Raw genomic sequence first — 16,092 nt, 5'->3', positions numbered from 1 at the left:
GCCTAGCCCGCCGGCTCCCGCTCCGCCATGTCCGCGTCGGACAGGCCGAGTTCGGCCAGCACCTGCGCGGTGTGCTCCCCCAGCTCCGGCACCCGCCGGCCGCCCGGCGGCTCGGCCGTGCGGTGCAGCGGTGAGGTGACCACCCGGACCGCCCGTCCGTCCGGCAGCGTCGCCTCCGACCAGCGCCCGGTGGCCTCGGCCTGCGGATGGGCCAGTACGTCGGCGATCTGGTTCAGCCGCGCGTGCGGCACGTCCGCCGCTTCGAGCCGGGCGGTGACCTCGGCGGTGGACAGGGTGATCAGCCGGGCCTGCACGGCCCGTTCGGTGCGCTCACGGTGCCGTACCCGCGCGCTGTTCGAGCCGAAGTCCGGGTCGTCCAGCAGCGCCGTGTCGGCGAGCACCGTGCGGCACAGACGCTGCCACTGCCCCTCGTTCTGCACCGCGATCAGCACGTCCTGGCCGTCGGCCGTCGTGTACGGGCCGTACGGGGCGATGCTGGCGTGCCGCAGCCCGGCGGGCGGGGGCGCCGACCCCGAGTGCAGTTCGGCGAGGAGCAGCGGGCTCATCCACTCCAGCAGCACGTCGAACAGGGCGATGTCGATCCGCTGCCCCAGGCCGGTCCGTTCGCGCGCGTAGAGGGCGGAGGTGACGGCGCTGAGCGCGTACGAGCCGCCCGCCAGGTCCGCGAGGGAGACGCCGGGCTTGGCCGGGGTCTCGGGCGTGCCCGTGGCGGAGATCGTGCCGGCCTCGCCCTGCACCAGCGCGTCGTACGCCTTGCGGTCGGCGTACGGGCCGGTCGGCCCGTACCCGGAGAGGTAGCAGCGCACCAGGCGGGGGTTGAGCTCCGCCAGCGCCTCGTCGGTGATGATCCGGTTCAACGCGCCGGGCGCCAGATTGCAGACCAGTACGTCGGCCCCGGCGAGCAGCCGGCGCAGCGCGTGGCGCCCCGGCTCGGTCTTCAGGTCGAGTACGACGCTGCGCTTGCCCCGGTTGAGCCACACGAAGTGGCTGGCCAGGCCGTGCACGCTCTCGTCGTAGCCGCGCGCGAAGTCCCCGCCGCCGGGCCGCTCGATCTTGACGACCTCGGCGCCGAGATCGGCCAGATGACGGGTGCACAGGGGTGCGGCGACGGCCTGTTCGACCGCGATCACCCGGATGCCCCGCAGGTCGCCGGGCATCAGCGGCCGAAGCGCAGCACGGTGCCGACCGCGGGCTGCACGTAGTTGGCGGACATGTCGGTGGACAGGCGTGTGTGGGTGCGCAGTCCGGAGCAGTGCATCGGCATGACGGTGGCGACCTCCAGCTCGGCGAAGGCGGCGGCGGTCAGGGCGACGTTCTCCGCCGGGGTGGTGGGGAAGCCGAGGTGGAAGCCGCCCATCACGGCGCGGACGGGCTTGGGCCCGCACACCGCGCGTGCCTGCTCGATGGTGTTGACGACCCCGGCGTGCGCGCAGCCGGTGAGGACGACGAGGCCGGCGCCGCGTACGTCGATCACCAGGCCCATCTCGTCCATGACCTCGTCGCGGCGGAGCCTGCCCTCCGGTGAGACCTGGTAGAGACCGGGGTCGCCGGGCTTGAACGCCGGTGCGGCGCCCGCCTCGAAGGCGACCTTCCGGGGGATCACCCCGGTGGTGTGCACGCCGCAGCCGAGGTCGAGGGAGTCCTGGGTCAGTACGGGTACGCCGCCGGACCTCTCAACCTCACCGAACCGGAACGCGGCGTTGTAGACCGAGGAGGTGCGGCCGTCGCCCATGACCGCGTAGCGCGGAAGTTCCGCGTCGGCGTGGGTGGCGACCGGGATACGGCGTCCGGCGAGGTCGAGAAAGCGATGGATTCCGCCGAAATGATCGGGGTGGCCATGGCTGATGACGACATGGTCGATGGAGGCGGGGTCGACGCCGAGCACCCGCATGTTGTGTTCGAGCACGGTGCCGGTGAGGCCGACGTCGAACAGGACGCGCACGCTGTGGCGGCCCCGTACCGCCTCGACCAGGAAGCTGATGCCGTTCTCCGCCTGGGGTGGCACGCGCTTGGGGTCGAAGTGCTCGATGAGGCCGTACCGGGAGACGCAGTGGTCGTCCACGGCCCCCTCCGCGCTGCCGGTTCCGTCGCCGGTGGGGCTGGCCTGGTCGGGCAGCAGCATGTCCACCTGGTTCTCGACCAGCACGGTAATCGTCACGCTGTCGGCTTCGAACACGCCGCGGTCCTCCCGTAGTTACGAGTCCGGGTCACGGGTCCGGGCGCCTCGCCCGCTTCCGTACGCGGCACCGGACGTGAAGTATGGTGAGTCGCAAGCTACATCATCGTCATGGAAAATGCATCATCTGATTCATGATGTGCAAGGAGAGTCCATGTCCGCGTCCGTGCCCGGTCAGCCGCCCCGTTCCCATCTCTATGTACCCGCCGACCAGCCCCGCTTTCTGCGTGCCGCGCCGCGTTCCGGGGCCGACGCGCTGATCCTCGATCTGGAGGACGCCGTCGCACCGGCGAGGAAGGACGCGGCGCGCGCCGCCGCCGTCGCTTTCGCCGAGGAGTCCGCCGCCGACCGACCCGAGCTGTGGGTACGGATCAACGAGGGCGCCCGTGGCCGGGACGACGCCCGCGCGCTGGTGGCCACGGGCCGCGTCGACGGGCTCTGGATTCCCAAGGCGACCGCCGGGGCGGACCTGGACGAGCTGATCGGCCTCGTCGCCGTCGTCCCCTCCGTGGCGCTGGGGCTGCTGATCGAGAGCGCCACCGGGCTGCTCTCCCTGGGCAGCACCGCGGGCCGCCCCGGCGTACGGCACCTTCAGCTCGGCGAGGTCGACCTGCGGGCGGATCTGCGCATGACGCCGGATCCCGGCCCCGGGGACGGTCTGCTCGACTGGGCTCGCGGCCTCGCGGTCGCGCACACGGCGGCGCACGGTCTCGTCTCGGCCGTCGCGCCCGTCTCGGTCCACACCTCGGATCCCGAGGCGTTCCGCGCGTCGAGCGTGCGGCTGCGGGCGCTCGGCTTCCAGGGGCGCGCCTGCATCCATCCGGTCCAGGTCGCCGTCGCCAACGAGGTGTTCGGTGTCGACCCCGGCGAACTGGCCGACGCGCACGCCCTGCTCGACCTCTTCGAGCACCGGGTCGGCGCGGGCAGCGGGGTGTTCCGCGACAGCGGGGGCGCGATGGTCGACGCGGCGACGGTCCGCCGCGCCCGCGAACTCACGGGTCGGACGGACCGGGCGGACCGGGCGGGTCGGACGGACGGGGCTGACCGAACGGACGGAGCCGGCCGGGCGGACGGGACCGGCCCGACGGCTTAGGCGCGGTCACCGGGCGCTGTCTCGTCCGCCAGCCAGGCCAGGTAGGGCGCGTTGCCCCGTACCACCGGAAACGCGAGGATCTCCGGGGTGTCGTAGTCGTGGGCCGCCGTCAGATGCGCCTCCAGCGCGTCGTAGCGGGCGGCGGTCGTCTTGAGGAGCACCTGCCACTCCCGGGCCGTCTCGATCTCGCCCTGCCAGTGGTAGACGGACGTGACAGGCGCCGAGATCTGCGCGCACGCGGCGAGCCGCGCCGCCACCGCGCCCCGGGCCAGGGCCTCCGCCTTCGCGGCGCTGTCGGTGGTGGTCAGTACGGTCAGAAACCCGGTATCGGTCATCCGCGTCACTTCCTTCGGTCAGGCCGCCGGCGCGAACTGTGAGGCGTACAGGCGGGCGTACGCGCCCCCGGACGCCAGCAGTTCGTCGTGGGTGCCCTGTTCCACGATATGGCCCGCCTCCATCACCAGGATCACGTCCGCGTCCCTGATCGTGGAGAGCCGGTGCGCGATCACGAAGCTCGTGCGGCCCTCGCGCAGTGATGACATCGCGCGCTGGATGAGGACTTCGGTGCGGGTGTCGACGGAGCTGGTCGCCTCGTCGAGCACCAGAATGGCCGGCTCGACGAGGAACGCCCGTGCGATGGTGAGCAGTTGCTTCTCGCCCGCGCTGAGGCCGCCGCCCTCCTCGTCCACGACGGTGTCGTAGCCGTCGGGGAGCGTACGGATGAAACGGTCGGCGTGCGTGGCCGTCGCCGCCTGAACGACGCGTTCGCGCGAGACGTCGCCGGACACGCCGTACGCGATGTTGTCCGCGATCGTGCCGCCGAACAGCCAGGTGTCCTGGAGGACCATGCCGATCCCGGAGCGCAGCTCCTGCCGCGACATCGTGGAGATGTCGACGCCGTCGAGGGTGATCCGGCCGCCGGTCACCTCGTAGAAGCGCATCAGCAGATTGACGAGGGTGGTCTTGCCCGCGCCGGTCGGGCCGACGATCGCCACGGTCTGGCCCGGTTCGACGGACAGCGAGAGGTCCTTGATGAGCGGTTCGGCGGCCGCGTAGCTGAAGGCGACCCTCTCGAACGAGACCCGGCCCGAGCCCCTGCCGGACGTACCACCCAGCACGGTCCTCCCGCCCGGTCCGGCCCTCCCGGGCTTCCCGGTCGGCTCCGCCGACTCCTCCTGCGCGTCCAGCAGTTCGAAGACTCGCTCCGCCGACGCGACGCCCGACTGGAGGAGGTTCGCCATGGCCGCGATCTGGGTGATCGGGCCGTTGAACTCGTACGAGTACTGGACGAACGCCTGGACGTCGCCGATGGACAGCGTCCCCGACGCGACGCGCAGCCCGCCGACGACCGCGATGAGCACGTAGGTGAGATTGCCGACGAAGGTCATGGCCGGCTGGATGACGCCGGAGATGAACTGGGCCTTGAAACTCGACGCGTACAGCGCCTCGTTGTGCTCCTGGAAGGTGCGTACGGCGTCGTCCTTGCGGCCGAAAACCACCACCTCCGCGTGGCCCGTGTACATCTCCTCGACATGCGCGTTGAGCTTGCCCGTCACGGCCCACTGCCGGACGAACTGGGGCTGGGCGCGCTTCCCGATCAGTACGGCGCCGAGCACCGAGACCGGCACGGTCGCCAGCACCACGAGGGCCAGCAGCGGTGAGATCCACACCATCATCACCAGCACGCCGACGAGGGTGAGCAGCGCCCGCATGATCTGGACGAAGGCCTGTTGCAGGGTCTGGGTGACGTTGTCGATGTCGTTGGTGGTGCGGGAGAGGACTTCGCCGCGCGGCTGCCGGTCGAAGTACGTCAGCGGCAGCCGCGCCAGCTTCGCCTGGGCCCGCTCGCGCAGCCGGTAGCCGACGCGCTGGACGAGTTCGGCGGCGAGGCGCAGTTGCAGCCAGGTGAGCGCGGCGGACACGGTGATCAGTGCGAGTACGAGTCCGAGACTCTCCCCCACCTCCTGGAAGTCGACGCCACCGGGGTTCGCCGCGCCGGAGACGACGAGGTCGGTGGCATGGCCGAGGATCTTCGGGATGAGGACGGCGAGGGCCACCGACGCCGTCCCGGCGGCGAGGACCGCGAGGAGCAGGGCGAGTTGGGGCGCGCCGGGGGTGACCATCCGCAGCAGCCGGACGCCGGAGCGGCGGAAGTCCATGGAGCGTTCGAGGGCGCGGGATTCCGGGGCGCTCATGCGGCTTCCTTCTCGCTGAGTTGGGAGAGGACGATCTCCCGGTAGGTGGGGTTGTCCCGCATGAGCTGTTCGTGGTCGCCGGTGCCGACGACCCGCCCCTGGTCGAGGACGACGATCCGGTCCGCGCCACGGATGGTCGACACCCGCTGGGCGACGATCACCACCGTGGCGCCGGTGGCCCCGGTCTCCTCCCCCAGCGCCACGCGTAGCGCGGCGTCGGTCGTGTAGTCGAGCGCGGAGAACGAGTCGTCGAACAGGTAGATGGCCGGTTCGGCCACCAACACCCTTGCGATGGCGAGGCGTTGGCGCTGTCCGCCGGAGAGGTTGCCGCCACCCTGGGAGACGGGCGCGTCGAGCCCTTCGGGCAGCGCGGCGACGAACTCCCGGGCCTGCGCGGTCTCCAGCGCCCGCCACAGCTCGTCGTCGGTCGCGTCCGGCTTCCCGTAACGGAGGTTGGAGGCGACGGTGCCGGAGAAGAGGTACGGCTTCTGCGGGACGAGGCCGACCGTGCGGGCGAGCAGCGCCGGGTCCATGTCCCGTACGTCCACTCCCCCGATCCGTACCTCGCCCGCCGTGGCGTCGAAGAGCCTCGGCACCAGATTGAGCAGGGTCGTCTTGCCGCTGCCCGTGGAGCCGATGACGGCGGTGGTCCGGCCGGGGGCGGCCGTCAGGTCGATGCCGGTCAGCACCGGCTCCTCGGCGCCGGGGTAGCTGAAGCCCGCGCCGCGGATCTCCAGCCGGCCGGATTCACCGCGCCGCTCCGGCGGCGCGGTCACCGACGCGGACGGTGAGGGCGGCACGACGCTCGACTCGGTGTCCAGGACCTCCTGGACGCGTCCGGCGCTCACGGCGGCACGCGGCACCTGCATCAGCAGGAAGAGCGTCATCATCACGGCCATCAGGATCTGCATCAGGTAACTCAGGAACGCGATCAGCGAACCGGCTTGCAGCTCACCGGAGTTGATCCGGTGACCGCCGAACCAGATGATCGTGACGGTCGCCAGCTCCCAGACGAGGAGCACCGCCGGCATCATCAGCGCCATGAGTCTGCCGACGCGCAGGGCGACGGTCATCAGCTCGCGGTTCGCGCCGCCGTACCGCTCCTGCTCGTGCTCGTCCCGTACGAAAGCCCTGATCACCCGGATGCCGGTGATCTGCTCGCGCATCATCCGGTTGACGTTGTCGACGCGCTTCTGCATGCCGTGGAACAGCTTCGGCATGCGGCGGACGATCACTCCGACCACCCCGGCGAGGAGCGGTACGAAGATCAGCAGGAGCAGGGCGAGCGGCGGGTCCTGGTTGACTGCCATCACGATGCCGCCCACGCAGGTCAGCGGCGCCGCGACGAGCACGGAGAGGGCGAGGATCGCGAGCGTCTGCACCTGCTGCACGTCGTTGGTGGTGCGCGTGATCAGCGAGGCGGTGCCGAAGTGGCTCATCTCCCGTACGGAGAAGTCCTGTACGCGGGAGAAGACGGCGGACCGCAGATCACGGCCGACGCCCATGGCGACACGGGCGCCGACGAGGACGGCGGCCCCGGCGCTGCCGATCTGAAGCACGGTGACGCCCATCATCACCGCGCCCGCCGACAGGATGTGGTCGGTCTCGCCGCGCAGGACGCCGTTGTTGATGATGTCGGCGTTGATGGTGGGCAGACAGAGCGTGGCGAGGGTCTGGACGAGCTGGAGGACGACGGCGAGGGCGATCAGCCGTCGGTACGGGCGCAGTTGGGCGCCGAGGAGTCGGATCAGCATGTCGCGCCCCCATCAACCGGCGTACGCGCGGGCGGACTTGGCCTCGCGCAGGGCCAGGCCCCACCAGGCGAGCTGGTCGAGCATCGCGGTGGCCGCGGCGTCGGGGCGGTCCGGGTCCCGGTGCCGGCCCTCGTCGTCGAAGAGCGCACCGGCGTTGTGGAAGGAGACGGTGTCGCGTACGGCGACGGCGTGCAGCTCGCCGAAGACCTGGCGCAGATGCTCGACGGCGCGCAGGCCGCCGGAGACTCCGCCGTAGGAGACGAAGCCGACGGGCTTGGCCTGCCACTCGGCGAAGTGCCAGTCGATCAGGACCTTGAGGGAGGCGGGGTAGGAGTGGTTGTACTCGGGGGTGACGACGACGAAGGCGTCGGCCCCGGCCAGCCGGTGGGTGATCTTGGCGAGCTGGTCGCGGACCCGGGCCGCCGGGTTGAAGGAGAGGGCGGTCGGCAGGTCGGTGTCGGCGAGGTCGATCAGCTCGACGGTGAAGTCGTCGCGCCCCGCGGCCCGGGAGACGAACCAGTCGGAGACGACGGGGCCGAACCGCCCCTCGCGGTTGCTGCCCATGATGACGGCGAGCTTGAGCGGTGCCCGGACGGCCCGCCGGTCCTCGGTGGATTTCGGGGTCGCCTCGGTCGCGGAATCTTTCGTCGTGATGTCCATGGGACGAGCGTGATACTTAAACCATGGTTCAGGTCAAGCTACTCTCGACCGTATGACCCAACTCGCCTGGAACGCCAAGGAAGCCACGGTCGGTGAACTGGCCGAACGCAGTGGCGTCGCCCCCTCAGCACTGCGCTTCTACGAGCGCGAGGGCCTGATCACCAGCCGCCGCACCGCCGGCAATCAGCGGCGCTACAGCCGCGACACCCTCCGGCGTGTCGCCTTCATCCGCACCTCCCAGCGCCTCGGTATCCCGCTCGCCCTGATCCGTGACGTGCTGGCGCTGCTGCCGGAGGACCGTACGCCCACCGAGGAGGACTGGGCGCGGATCTCCGAATGCTGGCGCGCGGACCTGGAAGCCCGGATCCGGACCCTCCGGCGGCTGCGCGACAACCTCGCCGACTGCATCGGCTGCGGCTGCCTCTCGCTGGACCGCTGCGCCCTGTCCAACCCCGGCGACGAACTGGCGTCGCACGGACCGGGGCCCCGCAGACTGATCGAGGACTGACCGGTCCTACCGTGGTCCCATGACGCCCAGCGAAGTTGTCGAAGTTGTCGAGGTCAACGGCGAGCCGGCCACGGAGGGCGCGTTGCGGGTCCCCGCGTTCAGCTCCTACGGGCACTTCACCGCGATGCAGATCCGGGGCGGCCGGGTACGCGGACGGGATCTCCATCTCGCCCGGCTCGACTCGGCCACCCGCGAGCTGTTCGGCGCGGGGCTGGACGGGGAGCGCGTACGGGAGCTGCTGCGGCACGCGCTCGGTGACGTGTCCGATGCCTCGGCCCGCGTGTATGTGCACTGGCCGGAGGGCGACGAGGAGGCGCGGGTGATGGTCACCGTCCGGCCGCCGCAGACCAAGGCCGACCGGCCGCACGGCCTGATGTCGGTGCCGTACGCCCGCGAGGTCCCGCACATCAAACACCTGGGCGGCTTCGGACAGACGCACTATCTGCGGGCCGCCGAACGCGCCGGCTTCGACGAGGCGCTGCTGACCGCGCCCGGCGGGCTGGTGACGGAGGGCGCCATCACGAACATCGCCTTCTGGGACGGCGCCTCCGTGGTCTGGCCGGAGGCGCCCTCGCTGCTGGGGATCACCATGGCGCTGCTGGTGCCGCGCCTGCCCTCCGTACGACGGCCGGTGACGCTGGCCGACCTGTCCTCGTACAGGTCGGCGTTCCTCACGAACTCGCAGGGCATCGCGCCCGTCGACCGGATCGACGAGGTGCGGTTCACGGTCGACGCGGAGCTGATGGGGACGGTGTCGGCGGCGTTCGAAGCGGTGGAGTGGGACGCGATCTGAGCCGCCGCGGCGCCCGGAGCACCACGCCGGGGGCCCCTCACCCATTCGGCACGAAGGGCCACCCGGCGTGTCCCGCACCCAATCTTCCGGCTTTGACCTGCGGAAACATCAGTTGGCAAGCGGGACACGCCGTAGGGAACCGGGCAATCTGATCCTCCATCAGCAGGCGTGCGCGCCGGGCTGCGCCTTATCTCGGAAGAGACGAGAACCGCGCCGCCACGGAGGACATCATGCGCACCACCGCCCGCCTGCTGACCGGTACCGCGCTGGCGGCCACCACGCTCGGAGTGTCCCTCGTGGCCTCCACCGCCGCGTTCGCCGGTGACCGGGGTGAGCTGGACCTGTACCCCTCGACCTCCGCGCCCGGCGCGACCGTCACGGTCAACACCACCGCCTGTGGCAAGGACGGCCACGGCAGGGGCGACGCCAGTTCCCTGGGCGCGGGCGAGTTCCACCTGCGGCCCGGCGACTACAAGGACATCGTCGTCGGCCAGTTCCGGGTGCCGGAGAACACCCGGGCGGGGAACTACGGCATCTTCGTACGCTGCGAGAACGGCCGCGAGGCCCGCGGTGAGCTGACCGTCGAGCACCACCGCGAGCAGCAGCCGTCCGGTCACGTACGGACGGGGGTCGGCGGCAGCGTCGGACCCGACACCACCCGGATCGCGGCGGGTGCGGCCGTTCTGGCCGCGGCCGCCGTCGGCGGGACCTGGCTCCTGCGCCGCCGGGCGAGCGGCGCGCAGGGCAGCTGACGGGATCGCGGCCTCCACCGCCCCTGTCCCGCCGTGGTCCCCGCCTCCGTCATGCTCATCGCTGCCGGGGGCGGGGGAACATCTTCCGGAGGACCCATGATCGCGAAGGTCGGTCCATGACCGTCAAGGGCAAGGCCGTGCTGATAGCCGGCGCCGCGTGCTTCGGCGTGTGGCTCGTTCAGAACGGCTCGCAGAACATCACCCCGCCGATCCCGTCGGCCGCCCAGGCGTTCGCCGCCGGGCCCGGCTTCCACACGGACGCCGCCGCCGACCCGATGCCGGTCTCCTCGCCCGTACGGCTGCGGATACCCGAGATCGGCGTCGACGCGCCCGTCACACGGCTGGGCCTGACGAAGGACGGCGCCCTGGACGTGCCGCCGGCCGAGAACGGCGACGTCGCGGGCTGGTACGAGCGCGGCGCGACCCCGGGCGCCAAGGGCACGGCGATCGTCGCGGGCCATGTGGACAACGCGCGCGGCCCGGCCGTCTTCTACAGCCTGGGCACCCTGAAGAAGGGCCAGCGGATCGAGGTCACCCGCGAGGACGGGCGGACCGGCGTCTTCACGATCGACGCGGTCGAGGTGTACGACAACGAGGACTTCCCCGACCGGAAGGTCTACGGGAAGACGGACCGCGCCGAACTGCGGGTGATCACCTGCGGCGGCGGATTCTCCGAGAAGACCGGCTACCAGGGCAACGTCGTGACGTACGCGCACCTCATCGGCGTCCGGCAGCCCTGACGGTCCCGGCGACGCGTCGTCAGGCCGTCCACTGGTCGAAGGCGAGCTTCGCGACCAGCGAGAACACCACGACGAGCAGCACGCCCCGGACGAACTCGCTGCCCTTCTTGAGCGCCATCCGCGCGCCGAACATGCCGCCCGCCAGGTTGAACACCGCCATCACCGCGGCCAGTTGCCACAGCACGGTGCCCTGGTAGGCGAACATCGCGAGCGCCCCGCCGTTGGTGCAGACGTTGACGATCTTGGCGGTGGCCGATGCCGTGACCAGATCGAGGTGCAGCACGGCCGTCAGCGCCAGGACGAGGAACGTGCCCGTGCCGGGACCGAACAGCCCGTCGTAGAAGCCGATCCCGCCGCCGACGAGGACGACCGCGGTGATGTGCCGGCCGCGGGTGGCGGGACCGCCCGCCTGGGCCCTGCCGAAAGCGGGGCGCAGCAGCACGAAGGCGGCGACGCCGAGCAGCACCACCATGATCACGGGCCGCAGGACGTCGCTGCTGATCCCGGCGGCGAAGAACGCCCCCGTCATCGACCCGGCGAGCGCCATCAGCCCGATCCGTACGGCGCTTGCCACGTCCACCGGCGCCTTGCGCACATAGGTCACGGCGGCGCCCGTGGTGCCGACGATCGCCACGGCCTTGTTGGTGCCGAGGATGTGCGCGGCGGGGACCTGCGGCAGACCGAGCAGCATCGCGGGCAGGAGCAGCAGCCCGCCCCCGCCGACCACGGCGTCGATCCAGCCCGCGGCGGCTGCCGCGAGGCACAGGACAATGAGCATGGTCAGCGATATGTCGGGCATGATCGCGACCCTATGGGACGCGGTGGGTGGCCTTCGCATCGCCTCGGCCAGCCCCGCTCCGCCGCACACCGCCTCACACCCCGCGCCGGCCCGTGCTGAGGGCAGCGTTCCGAGCGGGAAACAGTGGTGGTGCCGCCGGGTAACACCGGCCGCGCAGTCTGCGGACATGGCTGCTGGCGGTGGGGCGACGAGGATCGTGGTGATCGGCGGGGGCACGGCCGGGGTACGGCTGGCCCAGCGCCTCGCCGCCGTGGCCGGAGCCGCCGTGGCCGGAGCCGCGCCCGGAGCCGCCGCGTCCGAGGCTCCCCGGCCGACGGCGGTCACCCTGCTCGGCGAGGAGCCGCACGCCCCGTACAACCGCGTCCTGCTCGCCGAAGTGCTCGCCGGGCGGTACGGCCCCGAGGTCATCGCCCTCCCACCGGTCCCCGGCACCGAGCGGCGCGGTGTCCGGGTGGTGCGGATCGACCGTGCCGACCGGCTGGTGCGCTGCGACGACGGCAGCGTCGTGCCGTACGACCGGCTGGTCCTCGCGACCGGCTCGAACCCCGTCCTGCCGCCGCTGCGCGGACTCCGGCGGCCGGGGGACCACGGTCTGCCGGCGGGCGTGCACCCCTTCCGGACCATGGACGACTGCCTGTCGCTCTCGGCGGCGGTCCGGCCGGGGACCCGCGCGGTCGTCATCGGCGGCGGGCTCCTCGGGGTCTCGGCCGCCCGCGCGCTCGCGGAGCGGGGCGCCCAGGTCGTGCTCGCCCAGCAGGGCGAGTATCTGATGGAGCGCCAACTGGACCGATCGGGCTCGCTGTTGCTCAGGCGGCGGCTGGAGTCGTGGGGAGTGGAGGTCCATACCGAGTGCCGGGTGCGCGGCCTCGTCCGTACGGACGACGACGCCGGGGTGGCGGCCGTCGAACTCGCCGACGGCTTCCGTCTCGACGCCGACCTCACCGTTCTGGCCTGCGGCGTACGCCCGCGCACCGGCCTCGCCCGCGCCGCCGGGCTCGACGTCCGGCGCGGCATCGTCGTGGACGACGAGCTGCGGACGTCGGACCCCCGCGTCCACGCGATCGGCGACTGCGCGGAACACGGTGACCGGGTCTACGGTCTCGCCGGTGCCGCGCTCGAACAGGCCGACGTACTGGCCCAGTTGCTCACGCAGGACACCGCGGCCGCCGCGACCGCGGGACGGGCCGCCCGCTACACCGGCACCCGCTCCCTCACCCGCCTCACTCTCACCGCCCTCGGCGGCTCCACCCCTGAAGCCACGCCCGAAGCCACCCCCGAAAACGCGCCCGACGCCCCGCCCTCGGCCCCGCTCGACCTCGCCGCGTTCGGCGAGACGACACCCCTCCCGGGCGACGACATCGTCCAGTTGACCGATGCCACCCGCGGCGCCTACCGCAAGGTCGTCGTCCGGGGCGACCGGCTCGTCGGCGGCGTGCTCCTCGGCGACCTCAGCACCATCGGCGCGCTCGCCCGCACCTGGGAGGACGACGAACCGCTGCCGCCCACCACCCCGCTGCTCCACCTGCTCACTCCCGACGGAGGCTCCTGAGATGCCCGACACAACGCCCCGCCCCACCATCGTGGTCGTCGGCCACGGCATGGTCGGCCAGCGGTTCCTCGAAGCCCTCGCCGAGCGCGGCACGACCGGTCGGGCGAGGGTCGTGGTGCTCTGCGAGGAGCCGCGACCGGCCTATGACCGGGTCCGGCTGACCTCGTACTTCTCCGGCCGCACCCCCGACGAACTCTCCCTGGTCGAGCCGGACTTCATGGCCCGGCACGGTATCGAGCTGCACCTGGACGACCCGGCGGAGACCGTCGACCGGGCGGCGCGCACGGTCACCTCGCGCGCCGGGCTGACCTTCACGTACGACACGCTCGTGCTGGCCACCGGCTCGTACCCGTATCTGCCGCCGGTGCCGGGCAAGGACGCGACCGGCTGTTTCGTCTACCGCACGATCGAGGACCTGCTGGCGATCGAGGAGTACGCGAAGACCGCCCGCACCGGCACCGTGGTGGGCGGCGGACTGCTCGGTCTTGAGGCGGCCGGCGCGTTGCGGAGCCTCGGACTCGACACGCACATCGTGGAGTTCGCGCCCCGGCTGATGCCCGTCCAGGTGGACGAGGGTGGAGGCGCGGCGCTGCTGCGCAGCATCGAGGGCATGGGGCTGGCCGTGCACGCGGGCGTCGGCACACAGGAGGTGACGACGGACGCGGCGGGCGCGGTCAACGGCATGGCGCTGTCGGACGGTTCGGTCCTGGCGACGGATATGGTCGTCTTCTCGGCGGGGGTACGGCCCCGGGACCGGCTCGCGCGCGACGCGGGGCTGCGGGTCGGCGAGCGCGGCGGCGTCGCGGTCGACGAGCGGTGCCGTACGTCGGATCCCCGGGTCTTCGCGATCGGCGAGTGCGCGCTCGCGGCCGACGGGCGGGTGTACGGACTGGTGGCGCCTGGCTACGAGATGGCGCGGACGGCGGCGGACGCGATCGCCGAAGTCACCGAGGGCGCGGCCGAGTTCACCGGAGCCGATCTGTCCACGAAGCTCAAGCTGCTGGGTGTGGACGTCGCCTCGTTCGGGGACGCGCACGGCGCCGCCCCAGGCTGCCTCGACGTCGTGTACGCGGACTCCCGCTCGGGCGTCTACAAGAAGGTCGTCCTCGGCGCGGACGGCACGCTGCTCGGGGGCGTGCTGGTCGGTGACGCCGACGCGTACGGGATGCTGCGCCCGCTCACGGGTTCCGTACCGCCCGTACCGCCGGAACAGCTCGTCCTGCCGCCGGGGGCCGGGGCGCCGGCCGCGCTCGGTCCGGCCTCACTGCCGGACACCGCGGTGATCTGTAGCTGTCACCACGTGACGAAGGGCGCGATCACCGCGTGCGCGACGCTGCCGGAGGTGAAGAAGTGCACCAAGGCCGGTACGGGCTGCGGCAGTTGTCTGAAGGTGGTGGGGCAGCTCCTGCCCACGGCGGGCGACGGCGGACTGTGCGGCTGTTTCCCGCACACGCGGGGCGAGTTGTACGAGATCGTGCGCACCCTGCGCGTGACGTCGTACGCCTCGCTGCTCGACTCGCACGGCCGCGAGGGCGCGCGCGGGGGTGACGGCTGCGAGATCTGCAAGCCGACCGTCGGTTCGATCATCGCCTCGCTCGCGCCGACGCTGGGGCTGAGCGGCCATGTCCTGGACGGCGAACAGGCCGCGCTCCAGGACACGAACGACCACTTCCTCGCCAACTTGCAGCGCAACGGCTCGTACTCGATCGTGCCGCGCATCCCGGGCGGCGAGATCACGCCGGAGAAGCTGATCGTGATCGGTGAGGTGGCACGGGACTTCGGGCTCTACACAAAGATCACGGGTGGGCAGCGCATCGACCTCTTCGGCGCGCGCGTCGACCAACTGCCTCAGATCTGGGCGCGGTTGGTGGCGGCGGGCTTCGAGTCGGGGCACGCGTACGGAAAGGCGCTGCGCACGGTGAAGTCGTGCGTCGGACAGACCTGGTGCCGGTACGGCGTGCAGGACTCGGTGAAGATGGCCATCGATCTGGAGCTGCGCTACCGGGGCCTGCGCGCGCCGCACAAGCTCAAGTCGGCGGTGTCGGGCTGCGCGCGGGAGTGCGCGGAGGCACGCGGCAAGGACTTCGGGATCATCGCGACGGCGGAGGGCTGGAATCTGTACGTCGGCGGCAACGGCGGCGCCGAGCCGCGCCACGCGGACCTGCTGGCGCGGGATCTGGACGACGAGGCACTGGTGCGGCTGATCGACCGCTTCCTGATGTTCTACATCCGCACCGCCGACCGTCTTGAGCGCACCTCGACATGGCTCGGCCGGATCGAGGGCGGTCTCGACCATGTGCGGGACGTGGTCGTGCACGATTCGCTGGGCCTGTGCGGGGAGTTGGAGAGGCTGATGGCCGACCATGTGACGGGCTACCGCGACGAGTGGGCCCAGACGCTGGACGACCCGGAGCGGCTGCGCCGCTTCGTCTCCTTCGTCAACGCGCCGGACGCGCCGGATCCGACGGTGCGGTTCGTGCCGGAGCGTGACCAGGTGAAGCCGGATCTGACGTTCCTGACGCTGGAAGGAGTGTCGGCCCGATGAGCCCGACCACCTACCCCGTACTCCAACTCCGCCTGGGTGGGCACTGGTTGCCGATCTGCGAGCGTTCCGCGCTCATCGCGGGCCGGGGGGTGGCCGCGCTGCTGCCGGACGGCCGGCAGGCCGCGCTGTTCGTGGACCGGGCGGGCCGTACGTACGCGATCGACAACCGTGATCCGTACTCCGGCGCCCAGGTGCTCTCGCGCGGGCTGACCGGCACCTCGGACGGCCGGGCCTTCGTGGCGTCGCCGCTGCTGAAGCAGCGCTTCGATCTGGAGACGGGCCGCTGCCTGGACGACGAGTCGGTCGCGGTGACGGTCTACCCCTCCCGGATCAAATCCTGACCGTTCGTTCCACCTGGGCTTGGAGTCCGATCCGTGGCCAGGACCGAGGAGTTCGATCCGGACGCGTAGCTGTTATCACCGATGACCGGCCATGCCGCCCGGATGTTCAGACAGTGGCCATCAGGTCGCCCTACGCTGTTGCCCGCACGCGACCTCACGCCCACCC

General features: G+C 71.7%; 15 protein-coding genes. 8 read left to right on the top strand and 7 right to left on the bottom strand.

Features of this window, described 5'->3' with window-relative positions:
- Positions 1 to 2 precede the first annotated feature (2 nt).
- Together P3L51_RS07555 and P3L51_RS07550 are read right to left on the bottom strand one after the other, a co-directional pair.
- Positions 3 to 1,178, bottom strand: coding sequence for a CaiB/BaiF CoA transferase family protein (locus P3L51_RS07555; RefSeq protein ID WP_354604295.1), 1,176 nt, complete (start codon positions 1,176 to 1,178; stop codon positions 3 to 5).
- Positions 1,178 to 2,197 (bottom strand): MBL fold metallo-hydrolase, encoded by a 1,020-nt coding sequence (locus P3L51_RS07550; RefSeq protein WP_354604294.1) that lies wholly within the window; start codon positions 2,195 to 2,197, stop codon positions 1,178 to 1,180. The genes P3L51_RS07555 and P3L51_RS07550 overlap by 1 nt, the downstream gene beginning before the upstream one ends.
- 154 nt (positions 2,198 to 2,351) lie before the next feature.
- Here P3L51_RS07550 and P3L51_RS07545 point away from each other — a divergent pair, with 154 nt between their 5' ends.
- Positions 2,352 to 3,290 carry an HpcH/HpaI aldolase/citrate lyase family protein gene (locus P3L51_RS07545; RefSeq protein WP_354604293.1) on the top strand — a complete coding sequence of 313 codons (939 nt, stop codon included), beginning with the start codon at positions 2,352 to 2,354 and terminating at the stop codon, positions 3,288 to 3,290.
- On the opposite strand, the gene cutA is transcribed toward P3L51_RS07545, so the two are convergent.
- The 4 genes from cutA to P3L51_RS07525 are packed head-to-tail and all read right to left on the bottom strand — an operon-like array spanning position 3,287 to position 7,899.
- A complete protein-coding gene (cutA, locus tag P3L51_RS07540; protein WP_354604292.1) occupies positions 3,287 to 3,625 on the bottom strand; it encodes a divalent-cation tolerance protein CutA in 339 nt (112 codons plus the stop codon). The two genes, P3L51_RS07545 and cutA, sit on opposite strands and share 4 nt — an antisense overlap.
- A gap of 18 nt (positions 3,626 to 3,643) precedes the next feature.
- Positions 3,644 to 5,485, bottom strand: a complete 1,842-nt coding sequence (locus tag P3L51_RS07535) for an ABC transporter ATP-binding protein (protein WP_354604291.1) — start codon at positions 5,483 to 5,485, stop codon at positions 3,644 to 3,646.
- Complete coding sequence (locus P3L51_RS07530; RefSeq protein WP_354604290.1) at positions 5,482 to 7,239, bottom strand: ABC transporter ATP-binding protein; 1,758 nt, start codon at positions 7,237 to 7,239, stop codon at positions 5,482 to 5,484. The genes P3L51_RS07535 and P3L51_RS07530 overlap by 4 nt, the downstream gene beginning before the upstream one ends.
- A gap of 12 nt (positions 7,240 to 7,251) precedes the next feature.
- Complete coding sequence (locus P3L51_RS07525) at positions 7,252 to 7,899, bottom strand: NADPH-dependent FMN reductase (protein WP_354604289.1); 648 nt, start codon at positions 7,897 to 7,899, stop codon at positions 7,252 to 7,254.
- A gap of 52 nt (positions 7,900 to 7,951) precedes the next feature.
- Between P3L51_RS07525 and soxR the strand changes: the two genes are divergently transcribed.
- The 4 genes from soxR to P3L51_RS07505 all read left to right on the top strand — a co-directional run bounded on the left by soxR (position 7,952) and on the right by P3L51_RS07505 (position 10,692).
- Positions 7,952 to 8,407 (top strand): redox-sensitive transcriptional activator SoxR, encoded by a 456-nt coding sequence (soxR, locus tag P3L51_RS07520; protein ID WP_354604288.1) that lies wholly within the window; start codon positions 7,952 to 7,954, stop codon positions 8,405 to 8,407.
- Positions 8,408 to 8,426: 19 nt separating this feature from the next.
- Positions 8,427 to 9,200 carry an aminotransferase class IV gene (locus P3L51_RS07515; protein ID WP_354604287.1) on the top strand — a complete coding sequence of 258 codons (774 nt, stop codon included), beginning with the start codon at positions 8,427 to 8,429 and terminating at the stop codon, positions 9,198 to 9,200.
- 230 nt (positions 9,201 to 9,430) lie between these two features.
- Positions 9,431 to 9,952: a GVDTG sorting domain-containing protein gene (locus P3L51_RS07510; protein WP_354604286.1), complete on the top strand. Its 522-nt coding sequence runs from the start codon at positions 9,431 to 9,433 to the stop codon at positions 9,950 to 9,952.
- 116 nt (positions 9,953 to 10,068) lie between these two features.
- Positions 10,069 to 10,692 (top strand): class F sortase, encoded by a 624-nt coding sequence (locus P3L51_RS07505; RefSeq protein WP_354604285.1) that lies wholly within the window; start codon positions 10,069 to 10,071, stop codon positions 10,690 to 10,692.
- 19 nt (positions 10,693 to 10,711) lie between these two features.
- On the opposite strand, the gene P3L51_RS07500 is transcribed toward P3L51_RS07505, so the two are convergent.
- Positions 10,712 to 11,491: a TSUP family transporter gene (locus P3L51_RS07500; protein WP_354604284.1), complete on the bottom strand. Its 780-nt coding sequence runs from the start codon at positions 11,489 to 11,491 to the stop codon at positions 10,712 to 10,714.
- A gap of 166 nt (positions 11,492 to 11,657) precedes the next feature.
- On the opposite strand from P3L51_RS07500, the gene P3L51_RS07495 reads away from it, so the two are divergent.
- From P3L51_RS07495 to nirD, 3 genes are read left to right on the top strand one after another with little or no spacing between them, the layout of a single operon-like run.
- Complete coding sequence (locus tag P3L51_RS07495; protein ID WP_354604283.1) at positions 11,658 to 13,040, top strand: NAD(P)/FAD-dependent oxidoreductase; 1,383 nt, start codon at positions 11,658 to 11,660, stop codon at positions 13,038 to 13,040.
- A gap of 1 nt (position 13,041) precedes the next feature.
- Positions 13,042 to 15,585 (top strand): nitrite reductase large subunit NirB, encoded by a 2,544-nt coding sequence (gene nirB, locus P3L51_RS07490; RefSeq protein WP_354604282.1) that lies wholly within the window; start codon positions 13,042 to 13,044, stop codon positions 15,583 to 15,585.
- Entirely contained in the window at positions 15,582 to 15,926 is a 345-nt protein-coding gene (gene nirD, locus P3L51_RS07485; protein ID WP_354604281.1) for a nitrite reductase small subunit NirD, read from the top strand. Before nirB ends, nirD begins: the two co-directional genes overlap by 4 nt.
- The last annotated feature ends 166 nt before the right edge of the window (positions 15,927 to 16,092 follow it).

Source organism: Streptomyces panacea (genome assembly GCF_040560175.1).
GTDB lineage: Bacteria > Actinomycetota > Actinomycetes > Streptomycetales > Streptomycetaceae > Streptomyces > Streptomyces panacea.
Note: the sequence above shows the minus strand (reverse complement) of the source record. Positions and strands in the feature narration are given on the sequence as shown.